Annotated in this window: 26 protein-coding genes; 21 read left to right on the top strand and 5 right to left on the bottom strand. The window is 61.4% G+C overall.

Translation table 11 applies throughout. The features are described 5' to 3' along the window. Positions 1-16 precede the first annotated feature (16 nt). The gene (locus AB7933_RS25535; RefSeq protein WP_024076965.1) at positions 17-595 is read right to left on the bottom strand and encodes a Maf family protein; all 579 of its coding nucleotides are present in this window, start codon (positions 593-595) and stop codon (positions 17-19) included. A 105-nt stretch (positions 596-700) separates the two neighbouring features. On the opposite strand from AB7933_RS25535, the gene AB7933_RS25530 reads away from it, so the two are divergent. From AB7933_RS25530 to AB7933_RS25435, 20 genes are all read left to right on the top strand, one after another. Further along, positions 701-1,231 (top strand): YceD family protein, encoded by a 531-nt coding sequence (locus tag AB7933_RS25530; protein ID WP_010566563.1) that lies wholly within the window; start codon positions 701-703, stop codon positions 1,229-1,231. Positions 1,232-1,244: 13 nt separating this feature from the next. Further along, complete coding sequence (gene rpmF / locus AB7933_RS25525) at positions 1,245-1,427, top strand: 50S ribosomal protein L32 (RefSeq protein ID WP_003179396.1); 183 nt, start codon at positions 1,245-1,247, stop codon at positions 1,425-1,427. Positions 1,428-1,431: 4 nt separating this feature from the next. Then, on the top strand, positions 1,432-2,442 hold the full coding sequence (gene plsX / locus AB7933_RS25520; protein ID WP_024076964.1) for a phosphate acyltransferase PlsX: 1,011 nt from the start codon (positions 1,432-1,434) through the stop codon (positions 2,440-2,442). A gap of 140 nt (positions 2,443-2,582) precedes the next feature. Continuing rightward, on the top strand, positions 2,583-3,521 hold the full coding sequence (gene fabD / locus AB7933_RS25515; protein ID WP_024076963.1) for an ACP S-malonyltransferase: 939 nt from the start codon (positions 2,583-2,585) through the stop codon (positions 3,519-3,521). A gap of 31 nt (positions 3,522-3,552) precedes the next feature. Then, a complete protein-coding gene (gene fabG / locus AB7933_RS25510; protein WP_015885432.1) occupies positions 3,553-4,296 on the top strand; it encodes a 3-oxoacyl-ACP reductase FabG in 744 nt (247 codons plus the stop codon). A gap of 191 nt (positions 4,297-4,487) precedes the next feature. Then, the gene (acpP, locus tag AB7933_RS25505; protein ID WP_024076962.1) at positions 4,488-4,724 is read left to right on the top strand and encodes an acyl carrier protein; all 237 of its coding nucleotides are present in this window, start codon (positions 4,488-4,490) and stop codon (positions 4,722-4,724) included. Positions 4,725-4,851: 127 nt separating this feature from the next. Beyond that, entirely contained in the window at positions 4,852-6,096 is a 1,245-nt protein-coding gene (gene fabF / locus AB7933_RS25500) for a beta-ketoacyl-ACP synthase II (protein ID WP_024076961.1), read from the top strand. Then, positions 6,096-6,911, top strand: a complete 816-nt coding sequence (pabC, locus tag AB7933_RS25495) for an aminodeoxychorismate lyase (protein ID WP_024076960.1) — start codon at positions 6,096-6,098, stop codon at positions 6,909-6,911. The genes fabF and pabC overlap by 1 nt, the downstream gene beginning before the upstream one ends. A gap of 1 nt (position 6,912) precedes the next feature. Continuing rightward, positions 6,913-8,046, top strand: a complete 1,134-nt coding sequence (gene mltG / locus AB7933_RS25490) for an endolytic transglycosylase MltG (protein ID WP_024076959.1) — start codon at positions 6,913-6,915, stop codon at positions 8,044-8,046. Positions 8,047-8,065: 19 nt separating this feature from the next. Continuing rightward, entirely contained in the window at positions 8,066-8,698 is a 633-nt protein-coding gene (gene tmk, locus AB7933_RS25485; protein ID WP_024076958.1) for a dTMP kinase, read from the top strand. Continuing rightward, complete coding sequence (locus AB7933_RS25480) at positions 8,691-9,680, top strand: DNA polymerase III subunit delta' (RefSeq protein WP_024076957.1); 990 nt, start codon at positions 8,691-8,693, stop codon at positions 9,678-9,680. The genes tmk and AB7933_RS25480 overlap by 8 nt, the downstream gene beginning before the upstream one ends. Positions 9,681-9,743: 63 nt before the next feature. Continuing rightward, complete coding sequence (locus AB7933_RS25475; protein ID WP_024076956.1) at positions 9,744-10,529, top strand: TatD family hydrolase; 786 nt, start codon at positions 9,744-9,746, stop codon at positions 10,527-10,529. A gap of 451 nt (positions 10,530-10,980) precedes the next feature. Continuing rightward, entirely contained in the window at positions 10,981-11,640 is a 660-nt protein-coding gene (locus AB7933_RS25470) for a TetR/AcrR family transcriptional regulator (protein ID WP_024076955.1), read from the top strand. Between the two features lie 115 nt (positions 11,641-11,755). Beyond that, positions 11,756-12,724 (top strand): GTP 3',8-cyclase MoaA, encoded by a 969-nt coding sequence (locus AB7933_RS25465; RefSeq protein WP_024076954.1) that lies wholly within the window; start codon positions 11,756-11,758, stop codon positions 12,722-12,724. 118 nt (positions 12,725-12,842) lie between these two features. After that, entirely contained in the window at positions 12,843-13,448 is a 606-nt protein-coding gene (locus AB7933_RS25460; protein ID WP_024076953.1) for a DUF4823 domain-containing protein, read from the top strand. A gap of 28 nt (positions 13,449-13,476) precedes the next feature. Then, a complete protein-coding gene (locus AB7933_RS25455; RefSeq protein ID WP_024076952.1) occupies positions 13,477-14,037 on the top strand; it encodes a DUF1285 domain-containing protein in 561 nt (186 codons plus the stop codon). 70 nt (positions 14,038-14,107) lie between these two features. Next, positions 14,108-14,821, top strand: a complete 714-nt coding sequence (locus tag AB7933_RS25450; RefSeq protein WP_024076951.1) for a GntR family transcriptional regulator — start codon at positions 14,108-14,110, stop codon at positions 14,819-14,821. Continuing rightward, the gene (locus tag AB7933_RS25445) at positions 14,818-15,819 is read left to right on the top strand and encodes an ADP-ribosylglycohydrolase family protein (protein WP_024076950.1); all 1,002 of its coding nucleotides are present in this window, start codon (positions 14,818-14,820) and stop codon (positions 15,817-15,819) included. The genes AB7933_RS25450 and AB7933_RS25445 overlap by 4 nt, the downstream gene beginning before the upstream one ends. Positions 15,820-15,994: 175 nt before the next feature. Continuing rightward, positions 15,995-17,461 (top strand): purine-cytosine permease family protein, encoded by a 1,467-nt coding sequence (locus tag AB7933_RS25440; protein ID WP_024076949.1) that lies wholly within the window; start codon positions 15,995-15,997, stop codon positions 17,459-17,461. Next, on the top strand, positions 17,454-18,371 hold the full coding sequence (locus AB7933_RS25435; protein ID WP_024076948.1) for a PfkB family carbohydrate kinase: 918 nt from the start codon (positions 17,454-17,456) through the stop codon (positions 18,369-18,371). Before AB7933_RS25440 ends, AB7933_RS25435 begins: the two co-directional genes overlap by 8 nt. 426 nt (positions 18,372-18,797) lie before the next feature. On the opposite strand, the gene AB7933_RS25430 is transcribed toward AB7933_RS25435, so the two are convergent. From AB7933_RS25430 to AB7933_RS25415, 4 genes are all read right to left on the bottom strand, one after another. Beyond that, a complete protein-coding gene (locus tag AB7933_RS25430) occupies positions 18,798-19,064 on the bottom strand; it encodes a hypothetical protein (RefSeq protein WP_024076947.1) in 267 nt (88 codons plus the stop codon). Positions 19,065-19,115: 51 nt separating this feature from the next. Continuing rightward, entirely contained in the window at positions 19,116-19,460 is a 345-nt protein-coding gene (locus tag AB7933_RS25425; RefSeq protein ID WP_024076946.1) for a hypothetical protein, read from the bottom strand. A gap of 85 nt (positions 19,461-19,545) precedes the next feature. Continuing rightward, positions 19,546-20,742 carry an MFS transporter gene (locus tag AB7933_RS25420; RefSeq protein WP_024076945.1) on the bottom strand — a complete coding sequence of 399 codons (1,197 nt, stop codon included), beginning with the start codon at positions 20,740-20,742 and terminating at the stop codon, positions 19,546-19,548. A gap of 111 nt (positions 20,743-20,853) precedes the next feature. After that, on the bottom strand, positions 20,854-21,498 hold the full coding sequence (locus AB7933_RS25415; RefSeq protein ID WP_024076944.1) for an HD domain-containing protein: 645 nt from the start codon (positions 21,496-21,498) through the stop codon (positions 20,854-20,856). 112 nt (positions 21,499-21,610) lie between these two features. Between AB7933_RS25415 and AB7933_RS25410 the strand changes: the two genes are divergently transcribed. Then, on the top strand, positions 21,611-22,090 hold the full coding sequence (locus AB7933_RS25410) for a GNAT family N-acetyltransferase (protein ID WP_041161286.1): 480 nt from the start codon (positions 21,611-21,613) through the stop codon (positions 22,088-22,090). Positions 22,091-22,222 lie beyond the last annotated feature (132 nt).

Below are 22,222 nucleotides of genomic sequence, written 5' to 3'. Positions count from 1 at the left end.
GGGTTTTGCAGCGTTCTTAAGGGATTTGCACGCCTTCGCTGAGTAGCATATCCACCAGCCGAATCAGGGGTAAGCCGACAAGACTGGTCGCGTCCGGCCCTTCGGTGCTCTGGAACAGGCTCACGCCCAGCCCTTCAGCCTTGAAGCTGCCCGCGCAGTCATACGGCTGCTCGATCCGCAGGTAGCGCTCGATGCGCGCTGCATCCAGCTCGCGCATGTGCACGGTAAAGGGTATGCAGTCCACCTGGCAGTGCCCCGTCTCGCTGTTAAGCAGGGCCAGGCCGGTGAGGAAACTGACACGTTTGCCACTGGCAGCCAATAATTGCTCGCGCGCGTTTTCGAACGTGTGAGGCTTGCCGATGATGCGGCCTTCCAGCGCGGCGACCTGGTCGGAGCCGATGATCAAATGTCCAGGATGGCTGGCGGCGAGGGCACGGGCTTTCTGTTCGGCCAGGCGTTTGACCAGATCCGTGGCCGACTCATTTGCAGCGTGGCTTTCGTCGATATCCGGCGAGCTGCAGGTGAACGGCAGGTGCAGGCGGCTCAGCAATTCCCGGCGATAAACCGAGCTGGAAGCGAGTAATAAAGGCAGCATGGACGTCTCCTCAAGGCAGCCGCCGATTCTAGCGGGGCGACCGGCCGACGCACAGGGCTGAATTTCCTTTGACATGGCTGGGGGCATCCCTATAATGCTGCGCCTATGTTGAATGACCCGATTCCACCTCACGTTGACCCGCGCAAATTGGCTGATCGTGGCACTTCCCTTCAAGGTGAGTTGCTGCTGGCCGATTTGGAGAGACTCTGCGACCCGCTTTCCGACACTGTCGGTACGGTGCAGGCCAAATTCGTTTTTGAACGAGATGAACGTAAATCTGTGGTAATCCACAGCTTTATCGACACCGAGGTCAAAATGGTTTGCCAGCGTTGTCTTGAGCTGGTCACCCTGCCGATCCACAGCGAGTGCAGTTATGCTGTGGTGAAGGAGGGTGCGAATACCCAGTCGTTGCCGAAAGGTTATGACGTGCTGGAACTGGGCGAAGATCCTTTGGATCTGCATGCACTGATCGAGGAGGAGCTTCTGCTCGCCTTGCCCATTGTGCCTGCTCATCATCCGGAAGAATGCCAGCAGCCGGCGGGCCTCGATGACGAGCCCGAACCGAGCGAGGACGAGGTAACGCGGTCCAACCCGTTCAGTGTATTGGCGCAGTTAAAGCGTGACCCAAACGTTTAGGAGTTAATCAATTATGGCTGTTCAGCAGAACAAAAAATCCCGCTCTGCCCGTGACATGCGTCGTTCGCACGACGCTCTCGAGGCTAGCACCCTGTCCGTAGAAAAGACCACCGGTGAAGTTCACCTGCGTCACCACGTATCGCCAGAAGGCGTATACCGTGGCCGTAAAGTGATCGACAAGGGCGCTGACGAGTAATCACTTGTCTGCTCAAGTCATCGCGATTGACGCAATGGGCGGGGACTTCGGTCCCCGCAGCATTGTTCAGGCCTGCATTGCCAGCCTGGCTGCCACACCCTCGCTGCACCTGACCCTTGTCGGTCAACCCTCCCTCCTTGAAGAACTGATTGCCAGCCATCCGGCGGTGGATCGCGCGCGCCTGACGATTACGCCAGCCAGCGAAACCATCAGCATGGATGACAAGCCGGCGGCGGCCCTGCGTGGCAAGCCCGATTCTTCGATGCGGGTAGCCCTTGAGTTGTTGCACGACGGCAAGGTGCAAGCCTGCGTCAGCGCCGGCAATACCGGTGCATTGATGGCATTGTCGCGGCATGTGCTCAAGACCCTGCCGGGGATTGACCGGCCGGCGATGGTGGCGGCGATTCCGACGCAGAAAGGCTATTGCCAACTGCTGGACCTGGGCGCGAATGTCGATTGCAGTGCCGAGCACCTGTTTCAGTTCGCCGTGATGGGCTCGGTGGCCGCCGAAGCGCTGGGTGTGGTCCGGCCGCGAGTGGCCTTGCTGAACATCGGTACCGAGGACATCAAGGGCAACCAGCAGGTGAAGCTCGCCGCTACCCTGTTGCAGGGCGCGCGGGGCTTGAACTACATCGGCTTTGTCGAAGGCGACGGTTTGTACCGTGGCGAAGCGGATGTGGTGGTGTGCGACGGTTTTGTCGGCAATATCCTGCTCAAGTCCAGCGAAGGCCTGGCCACCATGATCGCGATGCGCATCGAAGCGTTGTTCAAGCAGAGCCTGGCGTCACGCATGGTGGGCGCCCTGGCGCTGCCGTTGATGCGCCGCCTGCAGGCTGACCTGGCGCCAGCGCGGCATAACGGCGCAAGTTTTCTTGGCTTGCAGGGCATTGTGGTCAAAAGCCACGGCTCGGCGGGGGTGCAGGGCTTCCAAAGCGCTATTGCGCGTGCGCTTATCGAGATCCAGGAAAACCTGCCTCAACGTTTGCACGGCCGTCTAGAGGATCTGTTGCCTTAGGCGAATCGGCTCGGGAATGCTTAAATGTGACCGACCAGTTCAATTGACCATCCAATCTGTCAGTTTCGTGCGCTCCCACCATTCATTTTAAGATCGGGAGCGACCATTTCCGACGACCTGATCATTTAGGGGCTTGTTACATGTCTACATCCCTCGCATTCGTCTTTCCAGGGCAGGGTTCGCAGTCCCTCGGCATGTTGGCCGAGCTGGGCGCGCAATATCCGCTGATCCTGGAAACCTTCAAGGAAGCTTCCGATGCCCTGGGTTACGACCTGTGGGCGTTGACCCAGCAGGGGCCGGAAGAGCAACTCAATCAAACCGATAAAACCCAACCGGCGATCCTGACCGCTTCGATTGCCCTGTGGCGCCTGTGGCTGGCTGAAGGCGGCGCACGCCCGGCATTCGTGGCCGGTCACAGCCTGGGCGAATACAGCGCCCTGGTGGCGGCGGGCAGCCTGACCCTGGGCGAGGCGGTCAAGCTGGTCGAGCGTCGTGGCCAACTGATGCAGGAAGCCGTTCCGGCCGGGCAGGGCGGCATGGCCGCTATCCTCGGCCTGGACGATGCGGTCGTGATCGAGGCCTGCGCCGAAGCCGCTCAGGGCGAAGTGGTCAGCGCAGTGAACTTCAACTCCCCTGGCCAGGTGGTGATCGCCGGTGCCAAGGCGGCGGTCGAGCGTGCCATCGAAGGCTGCAAGGCCCGTGGCGCCAAGCGTGCGCTGCCGTTGCCGGTGAGCGTGCCGTCCCATTGCGAGTTGATGCGTCCGGCAGCCGAGCGGTTTGCCGAGTCCATCGCCGCCATCAACTGGCAGGCGCCGCAGATTCCGCTGGTGCAGAACGTCAGCGCGGCGGTTGCACCTGATCTCGAGACCCTCAAGCGCGACCTGTTGGAGCAGCTCTACAAGCCGGTACGCTGGGTTGAGTCGGTACAGACCCTGGCCGCCAATGGCGCCACCGAGCTGGTTGAATGCGGCCCGGGCAAGGTCCTGGCTGGCCTGAACAAGCGTTGCGCCGACGGTGTGTCGACCGCCAATCTCAATACCCCGGATGCCTTCGCTGCCGCTCTCGCGGCACTGGCCTGACCCCTGATCCCCGAACTTAGGAGAAGCCTGCATGAGTCTGCAAGGTAAAGTTGCACTGGTTACCGGCGCCAGCCGTGGCATTGGCCAGGCCATCGCCCTGGAACTGGGCCGTCAGGGCGCCGTTGTCATTGGCACCGCCACTTCCGCTTCGGGCGCCGAGCGTATCGCCGCGACCTTGAAGGAAAACGGTGTCCAAGGCACTGGCCTTGAGCTGAATGTGACCAGCGATGAGTCCGTGGCTGCGGTACTGGCCGAGATCACCGCACAGTTCGGTGCGCCGGCAATTCTGGTGAATAACGCCGGTATCACCCGCGATAACCTGATGATGCGCATGAAAGACGACGAGTGGTACGACGTGGTCGACACCAACTTGAACAGTCTGTTTCGCCTGTCCAAGGGCGTTTTGCGCGGCATGACCAAGGCGCGCTGGGGCCGAATTATCAATATTGGCTCTGTAGTGGGTGCCATGGGCAACGCAGGCCAAGTAAACTACGCAGCCGCCAAGGCCGGTCTGGAAGGTTTCAGCCGTGCATTGGCGCGTGAAGTCGGCTCGCGGTCGATTACGGTCAACTCGGTGGCCCCAGGGTTCATCGATACCGATATGACCCGCGAACTGCCGGAAGCACAGCGTGAAGCCTTGCTGACGCAGATTCCGCTGGGCCGTCTGGGCCAGGCTCAAGAGATCGCGAATGTGGTCACTTTCCTGGCATCCGACGGTGCGGCATACGTGACTGGGGCTACAATCCCGGTGAACGGCGGGATGTACATGAGTTAAATTGTGACGGATCGCTTCAAAAAAATGTCATACGAGCTGTCTAAAATCCGTTATAAAGCTGCAACTTAATTTATAGGCAGGTGGCCTACGGGGTACAGGGTGAAGCTTTCAGTTGAAAAGCTGAAATGGCTTTCTATACACTTACCCACTGGCCAGCTGCCTGAATTTGTCCATTAGGAGTTAAACAAGGTATGAGCACCATCGAAGAGCGCGTCAAGAAAATCGTTGCCGAGCAACTGGGCGTCAAAGAAGAAGAAGTGATCAACACTGCTTCCTTCGTAGAAGACCTGGGTGCCGATTCCCTTGACACCGTTGAGCTGGTGATGGCTCTGGAAGAGGAATTCGAGACCGAAATCCCGGACGAAGAAGCTGAAAAAATCACTACTGTTCAAGCTGCTATCGACTACGTTACTAGCCACCAGGCGTAATAGTTTGTAGTCGTCGCTTGCTGTCAGGGAAAAACCGCACTGCTGTAACGGCGTGCGGTTTTTTCTTTAGCTCTGATGAAAAGTGGCTCTGAAGCAAAGTGTCGTCATCAAGAAAAAGGAGAGTGCTGTGTCGCGTAGACGCGTCGTAGTCACCGGTATGGGTATGTTGTCGCCACTGGGTACGGATGTGCCGAGCAGTTGGCAGGGCATTCTGGCTGGCCGCAGTGGTATTGGTCTGATCGAACACACGGACCTTTCTGCCTATTCCACCCGTTTTGGCGGCTCGGTAAAGGGTTTCAATGTCGAGGAATATCTCTCGGTCAAAGAGTCCCGCAAACTCGACCTGTTCATTCAATACGGCCTGGCAGCCGGTTTTCAGGCAGTGCGTAACGCTGGCCTGGAAGTGACCGACGCCAACCGTGAGCGTATCGGCGTCGCCATGGGATCGGGTATTGGCGGTCTGACCAATATCGAAGAAACCAGTCGCACGCTGCATGATTCCGGCCCCCGTCGAATTTCACCGTTCTTCGTTCCGGGCTCGATCATCAATATGATTTCCGGTTTCCTGTCCATCCACTTGGGTGCCCAGGGACCTAACTACGCCATTGCCACGGCGTGCACCACGGGCACTCACTGCATCGGCATGGCGGCGCGCAATATCGCCTATGACGAGGCGGATGTGATGATCGCCGGTGGCGCCGAAATGGCCGCCTGTGGCCTGGGCATGGGCGGCTTCGGCGCATCCCGTGCGCTGTCGACGCGCAATGACGAACCGACCCGTGCCAGCCGTCCATGGGACAAGGGCCGTGACGGTTTCGTGCTGTCCGACGGTGCCGGTGCCCTGGTGCTCGAAGAACTGGAACACGCCAAGGCGCGGGGTGCCACCATCTACGCCGAGCTGATCGGTTTCGGCATGAGCGGCGACGCCTACCACATGACCTCGCCACCGGCCGATGGTGCTGGCGCTGCGCGTTGCATTACCAACGCCCTGCGCGATGCGAAGGTCAACCCGGACCAGGTGCAGTACATCAACGCCCACGGCACCTCGACCCCGACTGGCGACCTGGCGGAAGCCGAAGCCATCAGGTCGGTGTTCGGCGACCATGCCTACAAGCTGGCGGTCAGCTCTACCAAGTCCATGACCGGCCATCTGTTGGGTGCGGCGGGCGCGGTCGAGGCGATCTTCAGTGTGATGGCCATCAAGGATCAGGTCGCTCCGCCGACCATCAACCTCGATGAGCCGGACGAAGGTTGCGACCTGAACTTCGTGCCTCACGAAGCACAGCCGATGCCGATCGACGTGGTGATCTCCAACTCGTTCGGTTTCGGTGGCACCAACGGTTCCCTGGTGTTCCGCCGGTTCGCCGAGTGATGCACAGCTGGGTCGACGGTCAGCCAGCGGACAGCGTGCCCCTGAAGGATCGTGGCCTGGCTTATGGCGACGGCTTGTTTGAGACGATTGCCGTCAAGGCCGGGCAGCCCGTGCTGCTCGACCGCCACCTGCACCGCCTCGACGAGGGCTGCAGGCGGTTGGAACTGGTTGCGGATCCGGCGCTGATCCGCAGCGAAGTGCTGGCTTATGCCGCCGCCCTCGGCGACGGTGTTCTCAAGTTGATGCTCACCCGCGGCGACAGCCTGCGCGGTTATGGCATCAACCCCGGCGCTCCCGTGCGTCGGATCTTGCTGGGCAGTCCGCCCGCCACTTATCCCCCGGCCTATGGAACCGACGGTATCCGCCTGTTTCCGTGTGCCACCCGCTTGTCCGAACAACCGCTATTGGCGGGTCTCAAGCACCTCAACCGCCTGGAGCAAGTGCTTGCCCGCGCCGAATGGCAAGACGCCGAGCATGCCGAGGGCTTGATGCTGGATAGGTCCGGACGCGTCATCGAGGGCGTGTTCAGCAACTTGTTCCTGGTTTGCAACGGCTTGTTACTAACCGCCGATCTGGCGCGTTGCGGGGTTGCCGGTGTCATGCGCGCCGAGGTCCTGGCCCAGGCACAAGCGCTGGGCATCCCGGTGGCCGTGGCTGATATCAGCCTTGAGCAGTTGCAACAGGCTGATGAAGTCTTTGTGTGCAACAGCGTTTATGGCATTTGGCCGGTGCGCGACTGTGCTGCGATGAGCTGGTCGGTTGGCCCGCTCACCCGTAAACTGCAGGGCATTGTTCGCGCACTATTGGATATTTGAGTTGATACGAAAACTGGTTGTACTGCTGCTGATCGGTGTGTTCTCGGCGGCGTTGCTGTTGGGGTTTTCCGCCTGGAAACTCGATTCCTCCCTGAAGCAGCCGCTGAACCTGACGCAGGAGCAGTTGCTTGATGTGCCGGCAGGGGCCACCCCCACGGGTACCTTCAATCGCCTGGAGGCCGAGGGTGTGCTCGAAGGTGCCTTCTGGCTGCGCCTGTACTGGCGTTTCAACCTCGATGGACAGCCGCTGCACAGCGGCGAATATCGCATGACGCCTGGGATGACCGCCCAGGGCCTGATTGGCCTGTGGCAACGTGGCGAAGTGGTGCAATACAGCCTGACCCTGGTGGAAGGCTGGAATTTTCGCCAGGTTCGTTCGGCCCTGGCCAAGCATGAAAAGATCGTACAGACCCTCTCGGGCCTGAGTGACAGCGAGGTGATGGACAAGCTTGGCCATCCCGGCGTGTTCCCTGAAGGTCGGTTCTTTCCTGATACCTACCGTTTCGTGCGCGGCATGACCGATGTCGAATTCCTGAAAAAAGCCTACAACCGCCTGGACGATGTACTCGCTCAGGAATGGAGCAAGCGCGCCGCTGATGTGCCGTACACCGACCCTTACCAAGCGCTGATCATGGCCTCCCTGGTGGAGAAAGAGACCGGTGTACCGGAAGAGCGTGGGCAGATCGCCGGGGTATTCGTGCGCCGCATGAAGATCGGCATGCTCCTGCAGACCGACCCGACGGTGATCTACGGCCTGGGGGAGCGCTACAACGGCAAGTTGACCCGCGCCCACCTCAAGGAAGCCAACCCCTACAACACCTACATGGTGGCCGGTCTGCCGCCGACGCCGATCGCCATGGTCGGCCGCGAGGCGATTCATGCTGCGCTGAACCCGGTGCCGGGCAGCAGCCTGTATTTCGTCGCCCGTGGCGATGGCAGCCATATTTTCTCCGATAACCTGGATGCGCATAATGCCGCCGTGCGTGAGTTCCAGCTCAAGCGTCGCGCCGATTATCGCTCCAGCCCGGCGCCGGTGGTAAAACCGCCGGAAGACCCGACGCCCCCCGCCGATACTCCAGCTCAAGCGCCGGCGGAGCCTGCACCGGACACCGTCGCGCCGCAAAGCCCGCAATGACTCTGACTAAGGACTGCCTGTGACTGGCTTGTTTATTACCCTGGAAGGCCCGGAAGGCGCCGGCAAAAGCACCAACCGCGATTACCTGGCCGAGTGCTTGCGCGCCGAGGGTATCGAAGTGGTGTTGACCCGTGAACCGGGCGGCACGCCGCTGGCCGAGCGTATCCGCGAGGTGCTGCTGACCCCAGGTGACGAACAGATGAACCCGGACACCGAGCTGTTGCTGGTGTTTGCCGCACGTGCCCAGCACCTGGCCGAGGTGATTCGCCCGGCCCTGGCCCGTGGTGCGGTGGTGATTTGTGATCGCTTCACCGATTCCACCTATGCCTACCAGGGCGGTGGCCGGGGTTTGTCGCTGGAGCGCATTGCCACCCTGGAAACCTTTGTGCAGGGCGATTTGCGCCCTGACCTGACCCTGGTGTTCGACCTCCCGGTAGAAGTCGGCCTGGCGCGTGCCAGTGCCCGTGGTCGCCTCGATCGCTTCGAGCTGGAAGGCCAGGCGTTTTTCGAGGCGGTGCGTAGCGCATTCCTTGCGCGCGCCAAGGCTGAACCGGCGCGTTATTACCTGCTGGACGCCGCGCAGCCGCTGGCCCGGGTGCAACAGGCCATTGACGCTTTGTTGCCGACACTGCTGGAGCGCGCCCGTGGCTGAAGCCTACCCCTGGCAGGATAGCCTCTGGCAGCAGTTGGCCGGCCGTGCCCAGCACGCCCACGCCTATTTGCTGCACGGGCCGGCGGGGATCGGCAAGCGCGCCCTCGCCGAACGCCTGATGGCCAGCCTGTTGTGCCAGCGTCCGGTCAACCTGGAAGCCTGCGGCGAGTGCAAATCCTGCCTGTTGCTCAAGGCCGGTAGCCACCCGGACAACTATCTGCTGGAGCCCGAGGAAGCCGACAAGGCGATCAAGGTCGACCAGGTCCGCGACCTTGTCGGTTTCGTGGTGCAAACCGCACAGATGGGCGGGCGCAAGGTGGTGTTGATCGAGCCGGTGGAAGCAATGAACATCAATGCCGCCAACGCTTTGCTCAAAAGCCTGGAAGAACCTTCCGGCGATACGGTGCTGTTGTTGGTCAGTCACCAGTCCAGCCGCTTGTTGCCGACCATTCGCAGCCGGTGCGTGCAGCAGGCGTGCCCGTTGCCGAGCGAGGCCATGAGCTTGCAGTGGCTGGCACAGGCGCTGCCGGAGTGCGCCGAAGACGAACGGGTCGAGTTACTGACCCTGGCCGCCGGTTCACCCCTGGCAGCGGTGAAGCTGCACGCCCAGGGCGTGCGCGAGCAACGGGCGCTGGTGGTGGATGGCGTGAAAAAACTGCTCAAGCAGGAGCTGTCCGCTACTCAGTTGGCCGAAGCCGCCTGGAAAGACATCCCCTTGCTGCTGCTGTTCGACTGGTTCTGCGACTGGTCGAGCCTGATCCTGCGCTACCAGTTGACCCAGGATGAACAGGGCCTGGGCCTGCCGGACATGCGCAAGGTGGTGCAGTACCTGGCGCAGAAAAGTGCCCAGGACAAGGTGCTCAATATCCAGGACTGGATCCTCGCCCAGCGCCAGAAGGTGCTCGGCAAGGCCAACCTCAACCGCGTGCTGTTGCTCGAAGCGCTGCTGGTGCAGTGGGTCGGCTTGCTCGGCCGCCGTTAATTTCCGTGGCCGACGGGTGTATCGTTGGCCAGGCCCTTTCCGTGACTTAAGTCGTAATTTCCTATGCTCGTAGATTCCCATTGCCACCTTGATCGCCTTGACCTTGCCCAGCATGGCGGTTCCCTTGATGCCGCCCTCGAAGCCGCCCGCCAGCGCGGGGTAGGGCACTTCCTGTGCATCGGCGTCAGTGCCGACAACGCCGCTGACGTCAAAGCCCTCGCCGATCGCTATGCCGATGTGGATTGCTCGGTGGGTGTCCACCCGTTGGACCTCAAGCCCGGTGAGGCCCCGGCCCTCGACTGGCTGTTGGGGGAGCTGAACCACCCGCGCGTGATCGCCATTGGCGAGACCGGCCTGGATTACCACTACGAACCCGAAGCCGCCGAGTTGCAGCAGGCATCGTTTCGCCTGCACCTGCAAGCCGCCCGGCAGACCGGCAAACCAGTGATTGTCCACACCCGCGGTGCTCGCGCCGATACCCTGGCCCTGCTGCGCGAAGCCGCGCTCCCCCAGGCAGGCGTGCTGCATTGTTTCACCGAAGACTGGGACATGGCCAAGGCCGCCCTGGACCTGGGGTTCTATATCTCCCTGTCGGGCATCGTGACTTTCCGCAATGCCGATGCCTTGCGGGATGTGGCGCGCCAAGTACCGGTCGACCGTCTGCTGGTGGAAACCGACTCGCCGTACCTGGCGCCCATCCCCCATCGCGGCAAGCCAAATCTGCCGGAGTATGTGCGGGATGTGGCGGATTACCTGGCGATGCTGCGCGGTGAGTCATATGAGCGCTTTGCCGAACAGACCACTGCGAACTTCAAGCGCCTGTTCCCGCAGGCCCATGTGGCCGGGTAACGGGGCCGGACAAATCGCAGGCAAAAAAAACCCGGGTTCTGGGGGGGCGAATCCGGGCTAAGACCATTAGGAGTAAAACAAGGGCACGCGGTCCGTTGGTACCCAGGTCGACGCTTCACTTGGGGGAGATGTCGCGCCGACAGTTGAAGTATTGATCAGTATCCGATTCAGTCCAGTCGCGGCTGGTCGTTTCTTAAACAGATTTGGAATACGTGCGCTTCGCTTGAGTTCTCATTGAGCCGGTGCCCAGCTGTAGTTGTTGCGTATTATTTCTGACTGATAAGCATGAAATCGTTGGCGGACTGAAAGTAAAGTGCGCAACGGGTTCACATAGACGTTGCCCAACGACCGTTCAGTCGGGATAATCCCTCGCATCGGGTAAATCGTATCGCCACGTATCCGTGGCCCTGCGCAACCCTCCCTAATACCGACCTCTGCAGACCTCTTCCTCATGCACAAAGAACCCCGTAAGGTCCGTGAGTTTCGCCGCCGTGAGCAGGAAATTCTCGACACTGCACTCAAGTTGTTCCTCGAACAAGGTGAAGACAGCGTCACCGTCGAGATGATTGCGGATGCCGTGGGTATCGGCAAAGGCACGATCTACAAGCATTTCAAATCCAAGGCTGAAATCTACCTGCGCCTGATGCTCGACTACGAGCGCGACTTGAACGAGTTGCTGCACTCGGCCGATGTCGACAAGGACAAGGAGGCCCTGTCCCGGGCCTATTTCGAATTCCGCATGCGTGACCCGCAGCGCTATCGCCTGTTCGACCGCCTGGAAGAAAAAGTGGTCAAGGGCCACCAGGTGCCGGAAATGGTCGAGGAACTGCACAAGATCCGCGCCTCGAACTTCGAACGCCTGACCCTGCTGATCAAGGGGCGCATCAGTGAAGGCAAGCTTGAAGATGTGCCGCCGTACTTCCACTACTGTGCCGCCTGGGCCTTGGTGCATGGCGCCGTGGCGCTGTACCACTCGCCGTTCTGGAGCAATGTGCTGGAAGATCAGGAAGGTTTCTTCCAGTTCCTGATGGACATCGGTGTGCGCATGGGCAACAAGCGCAAGCACAGCACCGAGCAGCCACACGCCCCCGCTGAAACGCCTGCCACGTAATGATTTGCTGCCAGGTGCAGTAACCCAGGAATATACTCAGGCAAGGATCTTGCTAAAAGCTGATTTATCAGTCAGTTTTTAGCGCGCCCCGAATCATCCTCTGCCGGAGTGATCCATGATCGTTGATCGTCAAGGCAGGCGTTTTCGCAATTTGCGGATCAGCCTGACCTCAGCCTGCAATTACGCGTGTACCTACTGCGTGCCAAACGGCAAGCGGCTGGTGGCTGCCCAGGACGAACTCTCGGCCGAGGCCATGGCCCGTGGCGTGGCCTATCTGATTGAAGCGGCGGGTATCGAGCGCCTGCGTATCACCGGCGGCGAGCCGCTGGTCAGCCCCAAACTCGAAGCCTTCATGGGCGCCGTGGGCGGGATGGGCCTCAGTGATATCAGCCTGACCACCAATGGCCAGTTACTTGCGCGCAAACTGCCGCTGCTGGTGGACGCCGGTATCCGGCGTATCAACGTTTCCCTCGACACCCTGGACGCCGACGCCTTCCGCAGCATCGCCCGTGGCGGTGACCTGGCCACCGTGCTCGATGGCATGGACCAGGCCCGCGCGGCCGGGATCAAGATCAAGGTCAATATGGTGCCGTTGCGCGGGCAGAACCTCGACCAGGTGATGCCCCTGCTCGACTATTGCCTGGAGCGTGGCTATGAATTGCGCTTTATCGAGTTGATGCGCATGGGCCACCTGGCCAAGGACTCCAATGCGTTTCTGCAGCAATTCGTCAGCTTGCAGCAACTGCTTGGCCTGATCGGCGAACACCATGAATACCTGCAAGCCAACGCACCGGTAGACGCCACGGCCGTTCGCTACGAAGTGCCGGGCAAAGGCTTTTTTGGCGTGATCGCCAACGAAAGCGTGCCGTTCTGCCGCACCTGCTCGCGGCTGCGGCTGTCGTCGACCGGTTGGCTGCATGGCTGCCTGTCGTCGAGCAACCGGCACTACGTCGGCGACCTGCTGGACAAGCCGCGTCACCAGGCGCTGCCGGCCTTGCAGGGCCTGTTGGTCAAGGCGCTGGGCGATAAACAGGAAGTCGCGTTCTCCGGCGGCGCGACGGTCATGAAGATCATCGGCGGCTAACGCTATCCCGAAGATGACACATCACCCACATTTGATTTGAGCTGCCCTCAAGCTGGCGCAGAACCTGCATCTTGAGCCCATTCGCCGGTTTTCCGTCACCGGCTTCTGGAGGATTAGGATGCGTAGTCTGGTTTTGTTGCTGGCGTCGTTGACGTTGAGTGGTTGCATGACCGTCAGCGATATGGCCGAAGGCACCCGCTATCAGATGAGCGATGCCGGGTTGCTCGACCATAGCGATACTCGCCGTACCGCCTCGGTTCGCATCCAGCCGGACTCCTTTGTGTTTATCGCCCAAGGCGCTTTCGTGCCACCGGGCAGTGCCTATCCGCGTCCGAACGTGGTAGCCGAGGAAGCCTTCAACGGCTTCGTCGAATACTTCCCCATGGTGCGCCGCGCCCGTCAGCCCGAAGGGCTTGAGCAGGCCATGGCCGAAGCCCGTGCGGCCGGTGCCCATTACTTGTTGTACTGCCGTTTTGCCGCGGCGGATGACCGTATCGGCAACGCCGATGAGTGGACCGACCAGCAGGCCCTCGACCGCCTCGGCCTGGACAGCGGTGTGATCCAGATCATGTTGATCGAGACCAGCACCCAGTATTTGATTGATACTGCACGTATTCGCAATCGTGGCGGTTTACTGACGTTCCACGACAACAAGCCCGAAGATCTGATTGCCCGGCCCCTGGCGCAGTACGCCCGAGGCCTGCTGGGCATGGGGGACCAGTAAGGCCAGCACGTAAAAGAGGGATAACACCATGACCGATTCCGCCAAGGCCAATGACCTGTTGGCCCAACTGCCCAAGGGCAAGGGGCCGGCGCCGGTGCATCTGTGGAACCCGGACTTCTGCGGCCATATCGACATGCGTATCGCCCGTGATGGCACCTGGTTCTACCAGGGCACGCCCATCGGGCGTAAGCCGATGGTCAAGTTGTTCTCCAACATCCTTCGCCGTGATGGCGACGATTACTTCTTGGTCACCCCTGTGGAAAAGGTGGGCATCAGCGTCGATGATGCGCCCTTTGTCGCGGTCACCCTGGATGTCGAAGGGCAGGGCGAAAGCCAGGTGTTGCGCTTTACCACCAACGTCGATGATCAAATCGAGGCTGGCCTCGAACACCCGCTGCGGGTAGTGATCGACCCCGACACTCAAGAACCGTCCCCCTATCTGCGTGTGCGCACCAACCTCGAAGCGCTGATTCACCGCAATGTGTTCTACCAATTGGTGGAGCTGGCCGTGAGCCGTCCGATCAACGGTCAGAACTGGCTCGGTGTGTGGAGCGGCGGGGAGTTTTTCCGTATCGGGCGGGAGCCCTGAGGGCGGTTTTTTCATTCCTTTGAAATAATTCGCTTGCTGTGATCGGGCGCTTTCGGTTATCAATTTGTACATGATTAGACATGTTCGATTTGATAAGAAAAAACGCGTCGTCGACGAGCTCATCCGCCGTATCGAGGGTGGGGTGATGGCCGACGGTTTCCTGCTACCGGGCGAGCACCAGTTGGCCGAAGAGTTTGCGGTCAGTCGTGGCACCTTGCGTGAGGCCCTGGCCGAGCTCAAGCGCCGTAATTACATCGCCACCCAGAGTGGCGTGGGTTCCATCGTCACCTTTGACGGCATGGTGCTTGACCAGCGCAGCGGTTGGGCCCAGGCCCTGGCCGACACGGGCGCGCTGGTGACCACCGATATCCTGCGCTTCGAAGCCGTGACCCGCGCGGACCTGCTCAGCCGTTTCGGCAACGATCAATTTATTGCCCTCGACCGCCGTCGGCGCACCACCGACGGCACCGCCGTGTCCCTGGAACGCTCGTTGATGCCGGCGACCGGTGGCCTGGAAAGCCTGCCCCGTGTGGGCCTGATCGACAACTCCCTGACCATCACCCTGGCCGCCTACGGTTATGTCGGCGCCGAGGGCGACCAGTGGATCGGCGCCGAGCCCCTGAGCGAGGAAGACGCCGAATTGCTCGGTCGTCCGGCAGGCACGGTATTTCTCAAGGCTTCGCGTACCACCTACGACCGTCGCGAGCGCTTCATGGAGCACGTCGAAAGCTTGCTCGACCCTCTGCACTTTCGCCTGCACCTGCAGTTTGGAACGTCGAAATGACCCCGATGCTTCGCGCTCTTGGCGCTTTCTATGGCCTGGCCCTGGGCGATGCCTTGGGCATGCCCACCCAATCCTTGAGCCGTGAACAGGTCAAGGCGCGCTTCGGTGCGATCACTGCCCTGGAAGATGCTGACGCCAACCAGCCCATCGCGCCGAACATGCCCGCTGGCTCCATCACCGATGACACCGAACAGGCGATTCTGGTCGGCGAGTTGCTGGTGGAAGGCCACGGCAAGATCGACTCCACTGTGCTCGCCCAGCGCCTGATCGACTGGGAAGCGGTGATGCGTGCCAAGGGCTCCCAGGATTTGCTCGGGCCTTCGACCAAGCGCGCCATCGACATGATCCTCGCCGGGCACACCCCGGAAGAAGCCGGACGCTACGGCACCACCAATGGCGCGGCGATGCGCATCACGCCGGTGGGCATCGCCGCCGATGTGCGCGACCCGGCGCAGTTTCTCCAGGCGGTGATCCAGGCGTGCCAGGTTACCCACAACACCACCCTGGGCATCTCCAGTGCGGCGGCGGTGGCCGCCGTGGTATCGGCGGGCATCAACGGTGTGGACCTGGGCGAAGCGTTGAACATCGGCACCCAGCTCGCCCAGCAAGCCGAAAGCCATGGCCACTGGATTGCGGGCGGGCGTATTTCCACGCGCATCAGTTGGGCGCGGACCTTGAGCGTCGGCAGTGGCGACAAGGCGCTGTTCGCCGACCTGCTCTATGAATTGATCGGCACCTCCGTCGCGTCCCAGGAGTCGGTGGTGGTGTCGTTCGCCCTCGCGCAGCAAGTGGCGTCGGGCGAAATGAACGCATTTGAAGCCCTGTGCCTGGCCGCCAGCCTGGGGGGCGATACCGACACCATCGCCGCGATGCTCGGGGCCATGTTGGGGGCGTGCCTGGGCATGCAGTGCTGGCCTGAAGCGATGATCGAACAGGTCAAGCGGGTCAATGGCCTGGATCTACAGGCGCTGGTGCAGGGGCTGCTGACCATTCGGTAAGCGCCGCAAACAAACAGGTGGGAGCGGGCCTGCTCGCGTCAGCGGTGTATCCGCCCCGATGCTTTGACAGAAAGCGCGCTCCCACTGTGAGCTCATCGAGTCAGGAAGACCGAGAGTCGATCGACCTTAAGCATCTGCCACAACCACAACAATACAGGCACCAGGAGCACCCCTCATGAGCAGCATCTCTTCCAGCCAAAGCGCTGGGCAATTGGAAACACGCGGCATCGAACCGGTCCCTGAAGGCGAGTGCAACGGTCATCCGCTGCAACTGTTCTGGGTGTGGTTCGCCGCCAATATCAGCATTCTCGGCTTGCCGCTGGGCGCGACCCTGGTGGCGTTTCGTGGGCTGGCTATCTGGCAGGCGATCATCGTTGCGATCCTTGGCGCAGCCGGTTCCTTCGCGGTGGTGGGCATTATTTCCATCGCTGGCCGCCGTGGGCGTGCGCCCAGCCTGACCCTGTCCCGCGCGATCTTCGGCGTACGCGGCAATATCGGCCCGACCCTGGTCTCGCTGATGTCACGCCTGGGCTGGGAAACGGTCAACACCACCACCGCCGCCTTCGTGCTGCTCTCGTTGTGTTCGATCCTGTTCGGCTCGCCGGTGGAGGCGAAAAGTGCGCCGCTGCTGACCCTGATCTTCATCGCCATTTTCGTGTTGCTGACCCTGTCGGTTTCCGGCCTGGGCCACGCTACCTTGCTGGTGATCCAGAAGTGGGCCACCTATGTATTCGGTGCCTTGAACATCCTGGTCGGCGGTTTCCTCTGCGCCACCATCGACTGGAGCGCGGTGTTCAACGCTACCCCGGCACCGATGAGCGCGATGATGATCGGCATCGGCACCATGGCTGCCGGTACCGGTATCGGCTGGGCCAACGCCGGTGCCGATATGTCGCGCTACCAGCACCGCAGCGTCAAGGCCGTGCGCCTGGTGGCGTCCGCAGCGTTTGGTGCCGGCATTCCGCTGGTGCTGCTGATCACCCTCGGCGGCCTGCTGTCGGTGGGCAACCATGACCTGGCCTCGGCCACCGACCCGATCATCGCGATCCGCGACATGCTGCCGACCTGGATGGCCGTGCCGTACCTGATCACCGCGTTTGGCGGGTTGCTGCTGTCGAATAACTTGTCGGTGTATTCGGCCGGCCTCACCACCTTGACCCTCGGTCTGAAGGTCAAGCGCGTGCATGCGGTGATCGTCGACATCGTGGCGATCTTCGCCGGCTCCATTTACTTCATGCTGATCGCCGACAGCTTCTACGGTCCGTTCATCACCTTTATCTCGTTGCTGGCGGTGCCGATCACCGCCTGGGTCGGGATCTTTGTGGTCGACCTGATCCATCGCCACTACTACAGCCCCAAGGATTTGCTGGACGTGAGCCCAAGCAGCGCCTACTGGTATCGCGGTGGCGTGGAATGGCGGGCGTTCGGCGCCTGGGCCGTGGCGATCGTGCTGGGTTTCAGCTTCACCACGATCGGTACCACTGCGCAAAACATCTGGTTCGCCGGGCCATTGTCCGACTCCTGGCTGGGCCACAACGGCCTGGGCTGGATCGTCACCTTCCTGGTTGCCGGCGGCATTTACGCGGTACTCGGCGGCGCGGCTGACCGTCGTCCGGCTTTAGTTGAGAGCCCCAATGTCTAGATTGCTGCACACTGGCCAGGTCATCGTCGACCTGGTCATGTCCCTGGAAAAACTGCCGGCCACCGGTGGCGACGTGCTCGCGCACTCGGCCAGCTTCGAGGCTGGCGGCGGGTTCAATGTGATGGCGGCGGCGCGACGCAATGGCTTGCCGGTGGTGTACCTGGGGCGTCATGGCAACGGCCGCTTCGGCGACCAGGCCCGTGCCGCCATGCAGGCCGAAGGTATTGAAATGGCCTTGGCGGCCAGCGGTGGCAAAGACACCGGGTTGTGCGTGTCTCTCACGGAAGCCACCACCGAACGCACCTTCATCTCCCATATCGGCGCTGAGGGCGAGTTGAGTGCCGAGGACTTGGCCGCCGTAACGCCGCAGGCGGACGACTATGTGTATGTCAGTGGCTACAGCCTGCTCCTTGAGGGCAAGGCACAGCCGCTGATCGACTGGCTGCTGGCACTGCCACGCGCAATCGTGGTGGTGTTCGACCCGGGCCCTCTGGTCAAGGCGCCGGGCTCGGCCTTGATGAGCGCATTGTTGCCGCGTATCGATATCTGGACCAGCAATGGCCCCGAAGCGCTCGCGTTTACCGGTGCGGCGGATATCACCGCCGCGTTGCCCGCGCTCAGTCAGCACCTGCCCGCCGAAACGTTGCTGGTCGTGCGTGACGGGCCGAATGGCTGCTGGGTCGGGCGCGCGGGTGAGGTTGAGCACGTGCCGGGCTTCAAGGTGCGGGCGGTGGACAGCAATGGCGCTGGGGATGCGCACGCGGGCGTGTTCATGGCCGGTCTGGCCATGGGCCTGGCGCCCGCAGTGGCGGCACGCCGCGCGAACGCGGCGGCGGCACTGGCGGTTACCCGCTGGGGACCTGCGACGTCTCCAGGCACTGCCGAGGTTGACGCGCTACTCGCTGAATGACCATGCACTCAAAGATGGGCAAGCACCCTCTGATCAATGATCAAGTAACTTATTGATTTTTAAGAATTAGTCTTTCCCTTGAACGCCCGGATTTTTGTGGCGAACGAGCTTGTTGTAGTGAGCGGGCTTGTTGTGGCGAACGAGCTTGTTGTGGCGAGCGGGCTTGTTGTGGCGAGCGGGCTTGCCCCGCGTTGGGGCGCGAAGCGGCCCCTAAACCCATCGACCGAGATCCCGCGGGTAGGATCGCGGTGGATTTGCTGGGGCTGCTGCGCAGCCCAACGCGGGGCAAGCCCGCTCGCCACAGACGGGCCGATATTCTTCGATATGCGCCGCTTAGCGCTTCTGTTCAGCGGTGAACATTGCTTCCACGACGCATCGCGATATTCCTTCTGGCCCTTGGATCAGGGCCAGGTCAGATAAAAGCCATTACTGCCGGGTTTGGCTTTCCAGCTTTCGCGCTTCTTCCACGCCCGACGCGGTCAGCTTGATCGGCAGGTTCAACGCATAGTCACCGGCAGCATCGGTGGTCACATGCCCATCCTTGATAAAGCCGCGGTCTTGCAGGAGCGCCAAGACACTGGCGACCACTTTTTCACCGCGGTAATTATCCAGCACCTCCTTGCCCAACCCGTTCGGGTGGGCGTGCAGCAGGCGGGTGAGGACTTCTTGTTCAAGGTTTTTATCGACGTTCATGCATACCTCTTCACTGGGAAATGATCGGGTGTTGGTCTTGCTACCGATGCATCAAGGCGCAGGCTGTTTCGGGGCGCCTGGGATGTTGGAGTCGTCGCCTTTGTTGATCGTCGGCTGATTGACCGATGGGCCCATTTTGCCGTTACCGACGGCGGCCGGGGCCTGGCGCTGGGTGTCGTTGCCTTTGGTGCGCGGGTCGGCGCCGTTGTCGATGATTGCACCCCCGTTGGTGTCGAGGCCGGTGCCCATCGAATCCTGGGATTCCTGGGTGGCAGGGCTGGGCGGGCTGCCCACAGGATCGGTCTTGCCGGTGGACGAGGTGGCGGCCAATGCACTCAGCGAAGCGGCGGACAGCAGGCCGGTGAGGGCGAGGGCGGCAAACGTGGAATTCTTCATGAGGGTGTCTCCATATGATTGATGTCCTTACCCTTGATTGGTCCGCCCAGTTTGTGGGTTCGTGCCTCGGTGGCGACGAACGGTATCAGCTCACCTGTAAGATTTTATGTGCCGAGAGACGGCGCTCGATCAAGCGTGCAACGGTGATCAGCCAGTTCAGCGCGGCGATGATCAGTACGCCCAGCATCAGTGTCGACAGCCCGAATTCGACGATGATCTTGCCCGCCAGCCAGGGAAAGCCAAACACGCCGACAAAGTAGGCCAGGCTGAACAGCAGCAATGCCTGGGACGTTGTACCGGGCGGCGCTTCGTGGGCGACCAGCCCGTTGATGACGGAATACGTCAGGCCGTACCCCACTCCCAGCGTGGCCGCCGCCAGCAGATAGCTGAGGTTGCCGCTCACGCCAAAGGCGAACAGCGCGATCGAACCGAGCATGATCCCGGATAACACACAGGCAGCCCGATAGGCATCCAGCTTGACCACGAAGCCGGCGATCAACAGGCGGCTGGTGATCGCTGCACTCAGGAACCCCGCGAAGAACAGCGAGTAGTCCAACCCATGCGCGGCGGCATAGCTGGTCTGGAACGATGAGAGCCCGCCAAATACGCAGCCACCCAGGCCGACCATGAGGATCGCGAACGCCGCCTTGGAAGACAGCACCCGGCGGCTGGCGGCCAGGGAAATCCGCGAAGCCGGGGCATTTTCCCGATGCTTGAGCGCGGCGCCCAATCGCCAGAAAACAAGAACCCCGGCGAGGCTGGCCAACCCGGCAATATAGAACGCGGTCGTCAGGGGCAGGTCCAGTGCCGCGGTGGCGCGTCCGAGCAAGGGGCCGGAGCCGATGCCACTCAACATGCTGCCCGACAGCAGCGCAAAGTACTTGGCGCGTTGGCTGGGTTCTACCAGCAAGGTCACGATGATCGGGCCCAGCGTATAGAAGACGCCCCAGCCCAATCCGAGGGCCAGCCCGAACAGCATCAAGCCCTGGCCAAACCCTGGCGTCAGGGCAAAACCCAGGCAGGCAAGTACCAGCAACACGCCCATCCCCGCGATGGCCCGTGCCGCTCCCCACGCATCGGCCAAGTGCCCGGAGAGCACCACCGCCACGAACGTGCTGAGCATCGCCGTGGAAATCACACTGCCCGCGTCGTGCTCGTTCCCACCGCGCGAATGAATCAGCAACGACAGCAAAAAGGTTGAACCGTAGGACAGCGACAATAGGAAGCTGGCAAGGCAAAACAGGGCGAACAATTTTCCGCCCACCGGTGAGGTGGAGTGCATGGGCAAGCCTTGGGGTCGTTGGAGTTATGGCCGATTTTTACCACGCACGCCCAGGCGGATTGTTCTGTGGTTGGTGGTGCTTGCGTTAGCCGGCAACGGAGTAAGGCCGGTTTACAGTGCGCCGATCTCCTCGATAAACGTCTCCATGAATCCCTTGAGCCGATGGTGGCGGGCCTGTGCCAGGCGCTGGCCGGTCGGCGTTTGAAATCCGTCGGCCAACGACAATAATTTGGTCTGGAAATGATCCAGGCAAAAACGTTTGTCGTCGTACTCGCGGTGGCGTGCCGTGGGGTCGGCCGGGTCATACAAACCGCTGCCCATGCGCCCGGCGGTGTAGAACGTGCGGGCTACGCCGATCATGCCCAGGGAGTCGAGGCGATCGGCGTCCTGCGTGATCTCGGCCTCCAGGGTCCGAGGCTCCAAGCCAGCGGAAAAACTATGGGTGGCGATGGCGTGGGTCACGGCGTCGACCCTGGAGGCGGGCCAGCCGAGCAACTGCAACGTCTGCGCCGCCTTGTCGGCGGCCAACTGCGAGGCTTTCGAGCGCAACGGTGAGTTTTTCTCGACGGCCACGCAGTCGTGCAGCAATACCGCCGCCAGCAACACCTCCAGATCACCGCCTTCCTGCGCCTGAATCAAGCGTGCGTTGTGCCATACGCGCTGCAGGTGCGACAGATCGTGGGCGCCATCTTCCGAAGGCCCGAGGGCATGGGGCAGTAAGGTGGCGGCGAGGTCGGGCAGGGGCGCGAAGGGCATGGGGCTTCTCATCAGGCGGTGGGCCAACAGGGTAGTCGCGATTGAAATTGCACTGCAATCGGTGATGAAACCGTCTTAGTATGTGGCCTTTGAATTTGCCCAAGGTTCGCCCATGACCATTGAGATTCGCCCCGCCGTGCCCAGCGATGCTGCACAGATCCTGACGTTTATCACCGAGCTTGCCGAGTATGAAAAGGCCCGGCATGAAGTGATTGCCAGTGTGGTGGATATCGAGCGCAGCCTGTTCAGCGAGGGCGCTACTGCCCATGGCCTGATCTGCTCGCGGGACGGCTTGCCAATCGGATTCGCGGTGTTCTTTTTCAGCTATTCCACCTGGTTGGGCAGCAATTGCCTGTACCTCGAAGACCTCTACATCAACCCGGAGCAGCGCGGCGGCGGGGCGGGCAAGAAGTTGCTGCGCCACCTGGCGAAGATCGCCTGCGACAACGGGTGCGGGCGCTTTGAGTGGAGCGTGCTGGATTGGAACGAGCCGGCGATTGCCTTCTATAAGTCCATCGGGGCCCAGCCGCAGGAGGAGTGGGTGCGCTATCGGATGGAAGGTGATGCCCTGAGGGATTTCGCCCAGGGCTGATACCCCTCGTAAACCGGCCAGCAAGGCCGGTTTTTTTATATCTATGCTCACTATGTGGGATGTAAATTTATATATTGAGATATTTCGGCTTTCGGGTTTATAGTCGGCGGCATCAGCACTCACTACCAAAAA

It is taken from the genome of Pseudomonas gorinensis (genome assembly GCF_042015035.1).
Taxonomy (GTDB): domain Bacteria; phylum Pseudomonadota; class Gammaproteobacteria; order Pseudomonadales; family Pseudomonadaceae; genus Aquipseudomonas; species Aquipseudomonas gorinensis.
The sequence above is the reverse complement of the archived record's forward strand: the minus strand, read 5'-3'. Positions and strand labels throughout refer to the sequence as shown.

What these genes read in the sequence shown, in the direction of transcription:
- AB7933_RS25535 (WP_024076965.1), bottom strand. Translation starts at nt 595, where the DNA reads ATGCTGCCTTTATTACTCGCTTCCAGCTCGGTTTATCGCCGGGAATTG.
- AB7933_RS25530 (WP_010566563.1), top strand. Translation starts at nt 701, where the DNA reads ATGTTGAATGACCCGATTCCACCTCACGTTGACCCGCGCAAATTGGCT.
- rpmF (WP_003179396.1), top strand. Translation starts at nt 1,245, where the DNA reads ATGGCTGTTCAGCAGAACAAAAAATCCCGCTCTGCCCGTGACATGCGT.
- fabD (WP_024076963.1), top strand. Translation starts at nt 2,583, where the DNA reads ATGTCTACATCCCTCGCATTCGTCTTTCCAGGGCAGGGTTCGCAGTCC.
- fabG (WP_015885432.1), top strand. Translation starts at nt 3,553, where the DNA reads ATGAGTCTGCAAGGTAAAGTTGCACTGGTTACCGGCGCCAGCCGTGGC.
- acpP (WP_024076962.1), top strand. Translation starts at nt 4,488, where the DNA reads ATGAGCACCATCGAAGAGCGCGTCAAGAAAATCGTTGCCGAGCAACTG.
- pabC (WP_024076960.1), top strand. Translation starts at nt 6,096, where the DNA reads ATGCACAGCTGGGTCGACGGTCAGCCAGCGGACAGCGTGCCCCTGAAG.
- AB7933_RS25475 (WP_024076956.1), top strand. Translation starts at nt 9,744, where the DNA reads ATGCTCGTAGATTCCCATTGCCACCTTGATCGCCTTGACCTTGCCCAG.
- AB7933_RS25470 (WP_024076955.1), top strand. Translation starts at nt 10,981, where the DNA reads ATGCACAAAGAACCCCGTAAGGTCCGTGAGTTTCGCCGCCGTGAGCAG.
- AB7933_RS25465 (WP_024076954.1), top strand. Translation starts at nt 11,756, where the DNA reads ATGATCGTTGATCGTCAAGGCAGGCGTTTTCGCAATTTGCGGATCAGC.
- AB7933_RS25460 (WP_024076953.1), top strand. Translation starts at nt 12,843, where the DNA reads ATGCGTAGTCTGGTTTTGTTGCTGGCGTCGTTGACGTTGAGTGGTTGC.
- AB7933_RS25455 (WP_024076952.1), top strand. Translation starts at nt 13,477, where the DNA reads ATGACCGATTCCGCCAAGGCCAATGACCTGTTGGCCCAACTGCCCAAG.
- AB7933_RS25450 (WP_024076951.1), top strand. Translation starts at nt 14,108, where the DNA reads ATGATTAGACATGTTCGATTTGATAAGAAAAAACGCGTCGTCGACGAG.
- AB7933_RS25445 (WP_024076950.1), top strand. Translation starts at nt 14,818, where the DNA reads ATGACCCCGATGCTTCGCGCTCTTGGCGCTTTCTATGGCCTGGCCCTG.
- AB7933_RS25440 (WP_024076949.1), top strand. Translation starts at nt 15,995, where the DNA reads ATGAGCAGCATCTCTTCCAGCCAAAGCGCTGGGCAATTGGAAACACGC.
- AB7933_RS25435 (WP_024076948.1), top strand. Translation starts at nt 17,454, where the DNA reads ATGTCTAGATTGCTGCACACTGGCCAGGTCATCGTCGACCTGGTCATG.
- AB7933_RS25430 (WP_024076947.1), bottom strand. Translation starts at nt 19,064, where the DNA reads ATGAACGTCGATAAAAACCTTGAACAAGAAGTCCTCACCCGCCTGCTG.
- AB7933_RS25425 (WP_024076946.1), bottom strand. Translation starts at nt 19,460, where the DNA reads ATGAAGAATTCCACGTTTGCCGCCCTCGCCCTCACCGGCCTGCTGTCC.
- AB7933_RS25420 (WP_024076945.1), bottom strand. Translation starts at nt 20,742, where the DNA reads ATGCACTCCACCTCACCGGTGGGCGGAAAATTGTTCGCCCTGTTTTGC.
- AB7933_RS25415 (WP_024076944.1), bottom strand. Translation starts at nt 21,498, where the DNA reads ATGCCCTTCGCGCCCCTGCCCGACCTCGCCGCCACCTTACTGCCCCAT.
- AB7933_RS25410 (WP_041161286.1), top strand. Translation starts at nt 21,611, where the DNA reads ATGACCATTGAGATTCGCCCCGCCGTGCCCAGCGATGCTGCACAGATC.